Here is a 12,544-nt window from a genome sequence, read left to right on the forward strand (position 1 = left end):
GCACAGCCGCTTTCTTTCAGGTTCGAGCCTTCGGCCTCCCGCGATAAAGGACGTTTTGGGCGCACGCGCCCAACCACCCGGATTCGTTCCATGAGCACATCCCCTCGCCCCTCCATCAGCTTCGAGTTCTTCCCTACCAAGACCGAAGCCGGGCACGAAAAACTGCTGGCCGCCGCACACCGGCTGGCCGAATACAAACCTGATTTTTTCTCCTGCACCTACGGTGCCGGTGGCTCGACACGCGACCGCACGCTCAACACCGTGCTGCAGCTCGACGGCGAGGTAAAGATCCCCACCGCGCCGCACCTGTCCTGCGTCGGCGATACCAAGGCCGAGCTGCGTGAGCTGCTGAACCTCTACAAGGATGCCGGCATCCAGCGCATCGTCGCCCTGCGCGGCGACCTGCCGTCGGGTATGGGCATGGCCAGCGGCGAGCTGCGCTATGCCAACGAGCTGGTGGAGTTCATTCGCGCCGAGACCGGCGACCACTTCCATATCGAGATCGCCGCCTACCCGGAAATGCATCCGCAAGCGCGCAATTTCGAAGACGACCTGGCGAACTTCGTACGCAAGGCTCGGGCTGGCGCCGACAGTGCCATCACCCAGTACTTCTTCAATGCTGACTGCTACTTCTATTTCGTCGAGCGGGTCCGCAAGCTGGGCGTCGATACGCCCATCGTGCCCGGCATCATGCCGATCACCAACTACAGCAAGCTGGCCCGCTTCTCCGATGCCTGTGGCGCGGAGATCCCGCGCTGGGTGCGCAAGCAGCTCGAGGCCTATGGCGACGACATGGCGAGCATCCAGGCGTTCGGCACGCAAGTCATCTCTGAGATGTGCGAGAAACTGCTCGCGGGCGGCGCCCCGGGGCTGCATTTCTATACCCTGAACCAGGCCGAGCCCAGCCTGGCGGTGTGGCACAACCTGAAGCTGGCACGCTGAATCACTGACCAGCTCCCGCAAAATTGGGAGCTGGTCAATGAACCTGCGAACTGCCACACTGTCGTACCAATGCGGTGTGAACAGGCTCTGTTATACTCCGCGCTTCCGCCAGGCTTACGCCCGGATGCCGGCATCAGCAGATGCGGCAGGACCGGACGGGATCGCACGCCAGTCGCGATTCAGGCCAGGCATGACCATCCCAGGGCATCGCCCTAACAAGACAGGATTTCTCATGTCCTTTGCTTCCCTCGGTCTCTCCGAGGCTTTGGCCGGTGCCGTCGAGGCCGCCGGCTATACCCAGCCTACACCGGTGCAACAGCGGGCCATCCCCGCCGTGTTGCAAGGACGCGACCTGATGGTCGCCGCACAGACGGGAACCGGAAAGACCGGTGGCTTCGCCCTCCCCGTCCTTGAAATTCTCTTTCCGGGCGGCCATCCCGACCGGGAACACCGCCACGCTGCACGCCAGCCACGCGTCCTCGTTCTGACGCCCACGCGCGAGCTCGCCGCGCAGGTGCACGACAGCTTCAAGGTCTACGCACGCGACCTGCCGCTGAAGAGCGCCTGCATCTTCGGCGGTGTCGGCATGAATCCGCAGATTCAGGCGATCGCCAAGGGGCTCGATGTGCTCGTCGCCTGCCCCGGTCGCTTGCTCGATCTGGTCGGCCAGAACGCCATCGACCTGTCCAAGGTAGAGATTCTGGTCCTCGACGAAGCCGATCGCATGCTCGACATGGGCTTCATCCATGACGTCAAGAAGGTCCTGGCCAAGCTACCGGCCAAGCGCCAGAACCTGCTGTTCTCGGCGACCTTCTCCAAGGACATCACCGACCTGGCGAACAAGCTGCTGCATGATCCCGAGCGCATCGAAGTCACGCCGCCAAACACCACCGTCGAGCGTATCGAGCAGCGCGTTTTCCACCTGCCGGCCAGCCACAAGCGCGCCCTGCTCGCTCACCTGATCACCCAGGGTGCCTGGGAACAGGTGCTGGTCTTCACCCGCACCAAGCATGGCGCCAACCGCCTGGCCGAGTACCTGGACAAGCACGGCCTGCCGGCTGCGGCGATTCATGGCAACAAGAGCCAGAACGCGCGGACCAAGGCCCTCGCCGACTTCAAGGCCAACCAGGTGCGCATTCTGGTCGCCACCGATATCGCCGCCCGCGGCCTGGATATCGATCAGTTGCCCCACGTCGTCAACTTCGAGCTGCCCAACGTTGAAGAAGACTACGTGCACCGCATCGGCCGCACCGGCCGAGCCGGCCGCAGCGGGGAAGCCATCTCCCTCGTAGCGCCCGATGAGGAAAAACTGCTCAAGAGCATCGAACGGATGACCAAGCAGAAAATCCAGGACGGTGACCTGATGGGCTTCGATGCCGACAGCATCGAAGTGGAAAAACCCGAAACACGCGAAGCCCGTCAACCGAGGCCGGCGCGCAATGCCGAGCGCAAGCCACGGGCGAAAGCGGCCGAGGCGGAGTCCGAGCCGAAAGATCGCAATCGCAATCGGCGCAATCGCAGCAAACCGCGCAATGCCCGCGGCAGTGCACCGGCGGCGGAGCAGAATACCGCCGCGACGGTCAACCGCCCGCCCCGTCTGCCCAACGACCGTGACCCGGAAGTCTTCCTCGACGATGAGGTAGACAACTTCGGCAACCGTGTCGATTACGTCAGCCCTTACCAGAACCAGACCGGCCGTGGCCGCCGTTCCGGTGGCGCGGGTCAGGCGAACGGTCAGCCTCGCGCAGCCGCCGCCCCACGCAACGCTGCTGGCGGGAAAGGCAAGCGCAACGGACAAGCTGGACAAGCTGCACGCGGTGGCCAACCCCGCCGCAAGAACGAGCCCCGTCGCGAAGACATGGGCGGTCCGCGTCGTGAGATGGCAGCCGAGAAGCCAAAGGAAAAACAGCCGGTGATCATCCACAAGGAGTCGAAGATCGACCGCCTGCCGAGCATCGAGCAACTCGAGCAGCTGCCAACGCGCCCCCGCGGAGAGAAGCCGGCGCTGCTCACACGCAATCGCTGAGCCTGGCTTGACCATGAAAAACGCCGCCCTGGGCAACCAGGGCGGCGTTTTCATTTGGCTGGCGTGTCAGCCCTCGGCGGGCAGCGGATGCGCCTGGGCATCCCAGCCGCCGCCCAACGCCTTGAACAGATCGACCTCACTGGTCATCTGCGCGAGACGATCCGTGATGTACTGCTGCTTGACCTCGAACAGCTGCCGCTGAGCATCCAGAAGCGTCAGGTAGCTATCGACCCCGGTACGATAGCGGCGCTCGGCCAGACGGTAGTAATCCTCGCTGGTTTCCAGCAGGTCTCGCTGGGCTTGCACCTGACGGATATAGGTCGCCTGCGCGGCCAGGCCGTCGGACACCTCGCGGAACGCAGCCTGGATCGCCGACTCGTATTGCGCGACCTGGATGTTGCGGCTGATCTGCGCGTAATCGAGGTTGGCGCGCAGCTGGCCGGCGTTGAAGATCGGCACGCTGATGCTCGGCGAGAAGTTCCAGTACCGCGATCCCCCTTCGAACAGGCCGGACAGCTCACTACTGGCGCTACCTGCCGCCCCCGTCAGGCTGATGCTCGGAAAGAACGCGGCCCGTGCCGCCCCGATGTTCGCGTTGGCCGCACGCAACTGATACTCGGCCTGGATGATGTCAGGACGCATGTAGAGCAGGTCGGAAGGCAGCCCAACAGGCACCGGCGCCAGCTGGTCCCGCTCGAGATCCCCGGCAGATGCAAGGCCGGTGGGCAGGTTCTGCCCGAGCAGCTGAATCAAGGCATTGCGGTCCTGAGCGACCTGCCGGGTGTAGCGCTCGATGCTGACGCGCGCCGTGTCCACGGCGCTACGGGCCTGGCTCAGCTCGAGCGATGACGCGACGCCCACATCGAAGCTGTGCTGGGTGAGCGACAGGCTTTCCTCATAGGTCTTGAGCGTATCGCGGCTGACCTGCAGCAACGCATGATCGGCCTGCAAGGTCAGCCACGCATTGGCGACACTGGCGATCAGGCTGATCTGGGTGCTGCGCTGCGCCGCCGCCGTGGCGAAGAATTCCTGCAAGGCCTGCTCACGAAGGCTGCCCAGTCGGCCGAACAGATCGAGCTCCCACGAGACGCCCAAGGTGGCGCTGTACTGAGAGCTGATTGCGCTTTGTCCGGACTGGTTGAGGTCCCCCGGGGTACGGGTGCGGCTGCCGGAGCCGTCAGCCGAGACGGCCGGCAGCAGGTCGGCGCGCTGAATGCGGTACAGGGCGCGATACGCCTCGACATTCAACGCGGCTGCGCGCAAGTCCCGGTTGTTCTCCAGTGCCACGCCTATCAGTTGACGCAGTGTCGGATCACGGAAGAAGGCTTCCCAGCCCAGCGGCGCCTGCTGCCCCGCCACCGCGCCATCAGTACCGGCATAGGCCTCGCCCTCGGGCCAGGCTTGGGCGGTGGGCACGTCGGGGCGCTGGTATTCGGGAATCAGCGAGCAACCGCTAAGGGCCGCCAGCAACGCCAACGTCAATACGGACTTGTTCATTGCGCATCTCCATTAGGCGCTTCGGGGGCGTCTTTCTTGCGATCACCCAGCGAGGACACCAGAACATAGAACAACGGCACCCAGAAAATCACCAGCAGGGTAGCGGTCACCATGCCACCGATGACGCCCGTACCGATGGCATGCGAGCTGCCGGCTCCGGCGCCGCTGGCGAGCGCAAGCGGAACCACGCCGAGCGTGAAGGCCAGCGAGGTCATGACGATGGGACGGAGTCGCATGCGGCAAGCCTGTACCGCGGCATCGAATCGGCTCATACCCTCCTCATGCAGATCCTTGGCGAACTCGACGATCAGGATCGCGTTCTTCGCGGTGAGGCCGATGGTCGTCAGCAGACCGACCTGGAAGAACACGTCGTTCGACAAACCACGCCCCAGCGTCGCCAGCAGCGCACCGATCACACCCAGTGGCACCACGAGCATGACGGCAAACGGAATCGACCAGCTTTCGTACAGTGCTGCCAGACAGAGGAACACCACCAGCAAGGACAAGGCGTACAGCGCCGGAGCCTGATCGCCCGACAACCGTTCCTCGTAGGACAGGCCCGTCCAGGAGATACCCACCCCCTGAGGCAGCTTCTGCGCGATCTCCTCTACAGCGGCCATGGCATCGCCGGAGCTGTAGCCCGGAGCCGCCTGACCGAGAATCTCCATTGCCGAGACGCCGTTGTAGCGCGACAGTTTGGGCGAGCCATAGACCCATTCGCCACTGGCAAAGGCGCTAAACGGCACCATCTCGCCGGCGTCGTTGCGTACGTACCACTTGTCGAGGTCCTCGGGGTTCATCCGGGCACTGGCTTCGCCCTGCATGTACACCCGCTTGACGCGACCCCGGTCGATGAAGTCATTGACATAGCTCGAACCCCAGCCGATCGACAGGGTCTGGTTGATCGCGCTCAGCGAGACCCCCAGCACCCGCGCCTTCTCGTCATCGATCTGGAGCTGATATTGCGGTTCGTCGTTAAGTCCGTTGGGGCGCACCCCAGCCAGGGCGGGGTGCTCGGCCGCCAGTCCGAGAAACTGGTTGCGCGCATTCATGAGCACATCATGGCCAACGCCCGCCCGGTCCTGGAGGAACAGGTTGAAGCCCGTGGCGTTACCCAGCTCCATTACCGCCGGCGGCGCAAAGGCGAACACCATGGCGTCGCGGAACGAGGCGAAGCGAGCCTGGGCACGCTGGGCCAGGGACGCAACGTCCTGACCTTCGCCGGTGCGCTCATCCCAGGGTTTCAGGCCGATGAACGCCAGGCCCGAATTCTGCCCGCGCCCGGCAAAGTTGAAGCCGGTTACGGTGAACACGGACTTCACCACATCCGATTCTTCCTTCAACAGGTACTCACGCATCGCATCGATCGTCTGCTGGGTGCGCTGGGCGGTCGAGCCGGCTGGCGTCTGGACCTGGACGAACAGCACACCCTGGTCCTCATCAGGCAGGAACGAGCTGGGCAGCCGGGTGAAGAGCACCGCCATGATCGCAACGATCACACCGTACAGCAGCAGGAACGGAATTTTGCGCTTGAGCACGCTGCGCACGCCTTTCTCGTAGCCCCCCACGCCACGCTCGAAGGTTCGGTTGAACCAGCCGAAGAAACCGCGCTTTTCGTGATGCTGCCCCTTGGCGACGGGCTTGAGCAGTGTGGCGCAGAGCGCTGGGGTGAAAATCAGCGCGACCAGCACCGACAGCGTCATGGCCGAGGCGATGGTGATTGCAAACTGCCGGTAAATCACGCCCGTCGAACCACCGAAGAAAGCCATGGGCACGAATACGGCCGATAGCACCAGCCCGATACCGACGAGCGCGCCCTGAATCTGCGACATGGATTTGCGCGTCGCCTCGCGAGGCGACAGCCCTTCTTCGGCCATTACCCGCTCGACGTTTTCCACCACGACGATGGCGTCATCCACCAGCAGGCCGATCGCCAGAACCATGGCGAACATGGTGAGCGTGTTGACGCTGAAGCCGAACGCCGCAAGGACGCCAAACGTCCCGAGCAGAACCACCGGTACGGCGAGCGTCGGGATCAAGGTGGCGCGGAAATTCTGCAGGAACAGGTACATCACCAGGAAGACCAGCGCGATGGCCTCGAACAAGGTATGGACCACGCCCGTGATCGAAGCCGACACCACCGGAGAGGTGTCGTAGGGATAGACGACTTCCATCCCGGCCGGGAAGAACGGCTTCAGCTCCTCGATAGTCGCGCGCACCGCATTGGCGGTGTCCAGCGCGTTGGCGCCCGTTGCCAGCTTGATCGCCATGGCGGAGGCCGGCATGCCGTTGTAGAGGGCGCTGATCGCCGCACTCTGCTCCGCCAGCTCGACCCGGGCGATATCCCCCAGGCGTACCTGCGAACCGTCGCTATTGACCTTCAGCAGGATCTCGCGGAACTGCTCCGGCGTCTGCAGACGTGTCTTGCCGATGATCGTTGCACTCAGCTGCTGCCCCGGCACGGCTGGCAGGCCACCGAACTGCCCCGCGGACACCTGGACGTTCTGCGCTTCGATCGCCTGCCCCACGTCGCTTGGCGTCAGCGCGAAGTTGTTCAGCTTGGCCGGGTCGAGCCAGATCCGCATGGCGTACTGCGAACCGAATACCTGGAAGTCACCCACGCCCGAGGTACGCGAAATGGGATCCTGAATGTTGGAAACGATGTAGTCCGAAAGGTCGCCACGGGTCATGCTGCCGTCCGTGGATACCACGCCGATGACCATCAGGAAGTTGCGTACCGCCTTGGTCACCCGAATGCCCTGCTGCTGCACTTCCAGCGGCAGCAGTGGCGTGGCCAGCTGCAGCTTGTTCTGTACCTGGACCTGTGCGATGTCAGGGTCGGTACCCTGCTCGAAGGTCACGGTGATGGTCATGCTGCCGTCGGAATTGCTCTCCGAAGACATGTAGCGCAGGCCGTCGATGCCGTTCAGCTGCTGCTCGATGACTTGCACCACCGTATCCTGCACGGTCTGCGCCGACGCACCCGGGTAGTTCACCGAGATGCCGACCGCAGGCGGCGCGATGCTGGGATACTGCTGAACCGGCAAGGACAGGATGGACAACGTGCCCGCCAGCATGATGACCAGTGCGATCACCCAGGCAAAAATGGGCCGGTCGATAAAGAATCTGGACATTAAAGGTTAATCCTCGGCTCGGCCTTACTGGGCTTGCGACTGAACGGGAGCGACGTTAGTCGCCGGCACCGGCTTGACCTGGACACCCGGACGGATGAACTGCAGCCCCTCGGTAATCAGGCGGTCCCCGGGCTCCAGGCCTTCGGTGACCAACCAGCGGTTGCCGACGGTGCGTGCTGCCGCGATCTTGCGAACTTCGACCTTGTCATCGGCGCCGACCACCATGGCGGTGGCCTCCCCGGTCGGAGTGCGCGTCACGCCCTGTTGCGGGGCGAGGATCGCTTCGCTCTTGACCCCGGCAACCAGCTGCGCGTGCACGAACATGCCAGGCATCAATACCTTGTCTGGGTTGGGGAACACGGCGCGCAGCACGACGGACCCGGTGCCCGAATCCACCGACACTTCGGAAAACTCCAGCTTGCCTTCATGCGGATAGGCGCTGCCATCTTCCAGCGTCAGGGTCGCCTTAGCGGCGTTGTCACCGGCCTTCTCCAGACGTCCTTCGGCAAGGTCACGTCGCAGACTGAGCAGGTCCCGCGCGGGCTGCGTGACGTCGACGTAGATCGGATCGAGCTGCTGGATCACCGCCAGCGCCTGCGTCTGCCCAGCGCTGACCAGAGCGCCTTCGGTCACTGCCGAGCGGCCGATGCGGCCGGAGATAGGTGCCATCACCTTGGTATAGCGGACGTTGATGCGAGCGCGCTCGAGCTCGGCCTCCGCCTGCAGGCTGGCCGCACGCGCTTCGTCATGGGCCTGCTGGCTCACCGCCTGCTCCTTCACCAGCAGGGCGTAACGATCGGCCAGTGATTTAGCCGATGCCAGACTGGCTTGGGTACTCTTGTAGGTGGCCTGATAGAGGGCATCATCGATCTGATAGAGCTGCTGTCCAGCCTTTACATCGCTGCCTTCGGTGAACAGGCGCTTCTGGATGATGCCATCGACCTGCGGCCGCACCTCGGCGATCCGGTAGGGCTGCGCCCTGCCCGGCAGGACGGTGGTGAGCGCATAGGGCTCGGCCTGTAGTGTCACGATGCCAACCTGCGGTGCCTCAGGCTGTTGCGCGTCGGCAGGCGGCGCCGCTTCGTCCTGGCATCCGGCGATGAGCACGGCGACGGCGAATAGGGTACCCAGGGCAGCACTGGCTGGCTTGAACGGCATGAAATGTGACCTCGTAGATCAGACGGGACCCAGCGCGGCGCAGGCTGGGCAAACTCGAACGTAAGAATCCGGGGAATATACTTACATTCAAGACTGTCTGTAAACATCGAATGTGTAGTCGAAGGCGAGGATGCAGGCGCTGCGGTCGATGACTGGCCGGGTCACTGGGGACCGCTCTGGTTCGGGCGTTCCGCAAGCGAGGCAGAAAAAAGAACGCCGGCTTTCGCCGGCGTTCGTGTACTGCTGGCGGTTATTGACGTACGCCTTCGACAGAAATGATGAGATCGACGCTCTGCGACGCTGGGCCGAGGTCCATCTTGATGTCGAAATCTTTCAGTTGAAGCGTCGTGGTGCCTTCAAAACCCGCCCGGTAGCCACCCCAGGGATCCTTGCCTTCGCCAATGAACTTGGCGGTGATCACGACCGGCTTGGTCACGCCATTGAGCGTCAGGTCGCCGGTGATGTCAGCGGTGCCTTCGCCGGTGGACCGGACCGACGTGGACTTGAATGTTGCCGTGGGGTGCTCCGACACATTGAGGAAGTCCTCGCTGCGCAGGTGCTTGTCACGCTCGGCATGATTGGAGTCCACGCTGGCGGTCTGCAGCGTCACCTCGACCTTGCTGGCCTCGGGCTGTTCGGCATCGAAGCTGAAAGTGCCGTCGAAGTCGTTGAAGCGCCCCCACAGCCAACTATAGCCGAGGTGGCTGATCTTGAAATTGACGAAGGCATGCTGGCCTTTCTTGTCAATCGTGTAGTCCGCGGCCATGGCCTGGCCCGCAAACAATGCCGAGCCCAGTACAAGTGCTGTGAAGGTTTTCTTCAACATGGAGGTCTCCTTTGGTCGTTCAAGAGGCATCGGCGCGCCCGACCATGCGCTTGAGCGTCGGATCGCGATCGATGAAATGGTGTTTCAGCGCCGCCAACGCATGGAGGCCGGACAGGATGATCAGGCCCCACGCGAGGTATTCGTGAACCAGCCCCGCAACGTCTTCCTGGTCGGGGATGGAGGTGATCAGGGCCGGCACCTCGAACCACCCGAACACGCTGATCGGTCGGCCGTCGGCGGTTGAGATCAGATAGCCGGACATCATCACGGCAAACAGCCCGACGTAGAGCACGCCATGGCCCGCCTTGGTGGCCAGCCGGGTGAAGCGCCCATGACTGGCCAGTGGTGCCGGGCCCTGGTTGGCGAAACGCCACACGACCCGAATCACCATCAGCGCCAGCAGCAGCAGGCCGACGCTCTTATGTATGTCCGGCGCAGTGCGGTACCAGCTGCTGTAGTAGTTCAACCCGACCATCCAGTAACCGAGGGCGAAGAGCCCGATCACAGTCAGCGCGACAAGCCAGTGCATGGCAATACTGACCGCACCGTAGTTATGGGGACTGTTGCGCCACTGCATCTTGACGATTCCGAAACCGTGAGAGCCTTAAGCCTAACGACTAACCGATCGAAATGAATCGCATTTTTTCGTTTCAAACTATCAACGCAGCGGATAGGTCGCCATGAAAGAGCGATGTCGCTTTCTGCTAGGCTGCCGCCCTTTGTACAGAGGGGATGAACCATGAGCCTGAACGACAGCTGGATGCGACGTGACCTCGACGTTCTCTGGCATCCGTGCACGCAAATGAAGGATCACGAGCAGCTACCGCTGATTCCCATCAGACGTGGCGAGGGTGTGTGGCTCGAGGACTTCGACGGCAAGCGCTATCTCGATGCGGTCAGTTCCTGGTGGGTCAATGTCTTCGGCCACGCCAACCCGCGTATCAATCAGCGCATCAAGGATCAGGTCGACCAGCTCGAACACGTGATGCTGGCCGGATTCACCCATCAACCAGTCGTGGAGTTGTCGGAGCGCCTGGTCGCGCTCGCACCGTCAGGGCTCGAGCGGGTGTTCTACACCGATAATGGCTCGACTGGCATCGAAGTGGCGCTAAAGATGAGCTTTCATTATTGGCGCAATACGGGTCGTCCGGAAAAGCAACGTTTCGTCACCCTCACCAACAGCTACCACGGCGAAACCGTCGCAGCCATGTCTGTCGGTGACGTCGCACTGTTCACCGACACCTACAAGCCGCTTCTGCTCGACACCTTCAAGGTGCCCAGCCCCGATTGCTTCCTGCGGCCGGACGGCATGAGCTGGGAAGACCATTCGCGCCAGATGTTCGCCCATATGGAACAGACGCTTGCCGAACACCATTCGCAGATCGCGGCCGTCATCGTCGAGCCGCTGATTCAGGGCGCAGGCGGGATGCGCATGTATCACCCCATCTATCTCACGCTGCTCCGCGAGGCATGCGACCGCTACGATGTGCACCTGATTCACGACGAAATTGCGGTGGGATTCGGGCGTACCGGCACCTTCTTCGCCTGTGAGCAGGCCGGGATCACACCGGATTTCCTCTGCCTTTCCAAAGCCCTGACCGGCGGCTACCTGCCCATGGCCGCCGTCCTCACCACGGACGCGCTGTACCAGGCCTTCTACGACGACTACACGACGTTGCGGGCCTTCCTGCATTCACACACCTACACCGGCAACCCGCTCGCCTGTGCGGCGGCGCTGGCGACGCTCGACATCTTCGAACAGGACCAGGTCATCGAGGCGAACAAAGCACTGGCCGCTCGCATGGCCAGCGCCACGGCTCATCTCGTCGATCATCCGCACGTCGCCGAGGTACGCCAGACCGGCATGGCGCTCGCCATCGAAATGGTCCAGGACAAGACCAGCCGTACCCCCTATCCGTGGCAAGAACGCCGGGGTCTCAAGGTCTACCAGCACGCGCTACAGCGCGGTGCCCTGTTGCGGCCACTGGGGAGCGTCGTGTATTTCCTGCCGCCCTACACCATCACCGAAGAGCAGATCGACTTTCTGGCCGACGTGGCCAGCGAAGGCATCGACATCGCGACCCAGGCGCGGATCAGTGTCGCGCTGCCGGCGGATGCGCCCGACACCTTCCGCGACCCTGGCTGAGCGATGCCGGGCGCCGCGATCTTCTGGCGCCGCGGCGACCACGCTAGACTAGCCTCCCACCCGATTCCCCCCCGGCCGTTTCCGATGCGAATGTCCCGCTTTTTCATCGACGCCCCGCTCGCGCTAGGCGTCGTCGCGCTGCCCGAAGCGTCGGCGCACTACATCAGCCGCGTGCTTCGGCTCAACCAGGGAGCCGCCGTGCAGCTCTTCGACGGCAGCGGCATGGAGTTTCTGGGCGAGTTGATCGAGGTCGGAAAGCGGCAGGTCAGCGTAAACCTGCACGAACAGTTCGCCGGGCAGCCTGAACCGCAGCTGCAGATTCACCTGGGTCAGGGCCTGTCACGGGGGGAGCGCATGGACTGGGCAATCCAGAAGGCAACCGAACTTGGTGTTGCGCAGATCACGCCCATCATCAGCGAACGCTGCGAGGTGAGACTGAACGATGAGCGCGCGGACAAGCGACTGGCTCATTGGCGACAGGTTGCCATCAGCGCGTGCGAACAGTGTGGCCGCTCGGTGATTCCGGTCATTCATGCGCCACGGCCGCTTCCGCAATGGCTGCCCGTGCAGGCAGACCTGAAACTCGTCCTGCATCCCGTGGCCGAACCGCTTTCGACACACCCGTCACCAGGTGCCCTGGCCTTCCTGATCGGGCCTGAAGGCGGGCTCAGCGAGGATGAAGTCAAGCAAGCCATGCAGGCAGGTTTTCACCCGGCGCGACTCGGTCCTCGGGTCCTGCGTACCGAAACCGCGCCGGTGGTTGCATTGAGCGTTGCGCAGCAGCTGTGGGGGGATTTTTAGACAGCGCCTTGGTA

Annotated in this window: 9 protein-coding genes; 4 read left to right on the forward strand and 5 right to left on the reverse strand. The window is 63.2% G+C overall.

The features are described from left to right. Positions 1-90 precede the first annotated feature (90 nt). Together metF and MST27_RS01230 are read left to right on the forward strand one after the other, a co-directional pair. Positions 91-942, forward strand: a complete 852-nt coding sequence (gene metF, locus MST27_RS01225) for a methylenetetrahydrofolate reductase [NAD(P)H] (RefSeq protein ID WP_243604184.1) — start codon at positions 91-93, stop codon at positions 940-942. Between the two features lie 232 nt (positions 943-1,174). Next, on the forward strand, positions 1,175-2,968 hold the full coding sequence (locus MST27_RS01230) for an RNA helicase RhlE2 (RefSeq protein WP_243604185.1): 1,794 nt from the start codon (positions 1,175-1,177) through the stop codon (positions 2,966-2,968). Positions 2,969-3,034: 66 nt separating this feature from the next. Here MST27_RS01230 and MST27_RS01235 read toward each other — a convergent pair whose 3' ends face one another. The 5 genes from MST27_RS01235 to MST27_RS01255 form a co-directional block, all read right to left on the reverse strand. Continuing rightward, the gene (locus tag MST27_RS01235) at positions 3,035-4,465 is read right to left on the reverse strand and encodes an efflux transporter outer membrane subunit (RefSeq protein WP_243604186.1); all 1,431 of its coding nucleotides are present in this window, start codon (positions 4,463-4,465) and stop codon (positions 3,035-3,037) included. Then, positions 4,462-7,599, reverse strand: coding sequence for an efflux RND transporter permease subunit (locus MST27_RS01240; protein ID WP_243604187.1), 3,138 nt, complete (start codon positions 7,597-7,599; stop codon positions 4,462-4,464). Before MST27_RS01240 ends, MST27_RS01235 begins: the two co-directional genes overlap by 4 nt. 24 nt (positions 7,600-7,623) lie before the next feature. Continuing rightward, entirely contained in the window at positions 7,624-8,757 is a 1,134-nt protein-coding gene (locus MST27_RS01245; protein WP_243604188.1) for an efflux RND transporter periplasmic adaptor subunit, read from the reverse strand. A gap of 250 nt (positions 8,758-9,007) precedes the next feature. Further along, complete coding sequence (locus MST27_RS01250; RefSeq protein ID WP_243604189.1) at positions 9,008-9,583, reverse strand: YceI family protein; 576 nt, start codon at positions 9,581-9,583, stop codon at positions 9,008-9,010. 19 nt (positions 9,584-9,602) lie between these two features. After that, positions 9,603-10,160: a cytochrome b gene (locus MST27_RS01255; protein ID WP_243604190.1), complete on the reverse strand. Its 558-nt coding sequence runs from the start codon at positions 10,158-10,160 to the stop codon at positions 9,603-9,605. A gap of 162 nt (positions 10,161-10,322) precedes the next feature. On the opposite strand from MST27_RS01255, the gene MST27_RS01260 reads away from it, so the two are divergent. Both MST27_RS01260 and MST27_RS01265 read left to right on the forward strand, forming a co-directional pair. After that, positions 10,323-11,729 carry an adenosylmethionine--8-amino-7-oxononanoate transaminase gene (locus MST27_RS01260; RefSeq protein WP_243604191.1) on the forward strand — a complete coding sequence of 469 codons (1,407 nt, stop codon included), beginning with the start codon at positions 10,323-10,325 and terminating at the stop codon, positions 11,727-11,729. 84 nt (positions 11,730-11,813) lie between these two features. Next, positions 11,814-12,530: a 16S rRNA (uracil(1498)-N(3))-methyltransferase gene (locus MST27_RS01265; protein ID WP_243604192.1), complete on the forward strand. Its 717-nt coding sequence runs from the start codon at positions 11,814-11,816 to the stop codon at positions 12,528-12,530. Positions 12,531-12,544: the final 14 nt, after the last annotated feature.

The organism is Stutzerimonas marianensis (assembly GCF_022810315.1).
Taxonomy (GTDB): domain Bacteria; phylum Pseudomonadota; class Gammaproteobacteria; order Pseudomonadales; family Pseudomonadaceae; genus Stutzerimonas; species Stutzerimonas marianensis.

What these genes read in the sequence shown, in the direction of transcription:
- metF (WP_243604184.1), top strand. Translation starts at nt 91, where the DNA reads ATGAGCACATCCCCTCGCCCCTCCATCAGCTTCGAGTTCTTCCCTACC.
- MST27_RS01230 (WP_243604185.1), top strand. Translation starts at nt 1,175, where the DNA reads ATGTCCTTTGCTTCCCTCGGTCTCTCCGAGGCTTTGGCCGGTGCCGTC.
- MST27_RS01235 (WP_243604186.1), bottom strand. Translation starts at nt 4,465, where the DNA reads ATGAACAAGTCCGTATTGACGTTGGCGTTGCTGGCGGCCCTTAGCGGT.
- MST27_RS01240 (WP_243604187.1), bottom strand. Translation starts at nt 7,599, where the DNA reads ATGTCCAGATTCTTTATCGACCGGCCCATTTTTGCCTGGGTGATCGCA.
- MST27_RS01245 (WP_243604188.1), bottom strand. Translation starts at nt 8,757, where the DNA reads ATGCCGTTCAAGCCAGCCAGTGCTGCCCTGGGTACCCTATTCGCCGTC.
- MST27_RS01250 (WP_243604189.1), bottom strand. Translation starts at nt 9,583, where the DNA reads ATGTTGAAGAAAACCTTCACAGCACTTGTACTGGGCTCGGCATTGTTT.
- MST27_RS01255 (WP_243604190.1), bottom strand. Translation starts at nt 10,160, where the DNA reads ATGCAGTGGCGCAACAGTCCCCATAACTACGGTGCGGTCAGTATTGCC.
- MST27_RS01260 (WP_243604191.1), top strand. Translation starts at nt 10,323, where the DNA reads ATGAGCCTGAACGACAGCTGGATGCGACGTGACCTCGACGTTCTCTGG.
- MST27_RS01265 (WP_243604192.1), top strand. Translation starts at nt 11,814, where the DNA reads ATGCGAATGTCCCGCTTTTTCATCGACGCCCCGCTCGCGCTAGGCGTC.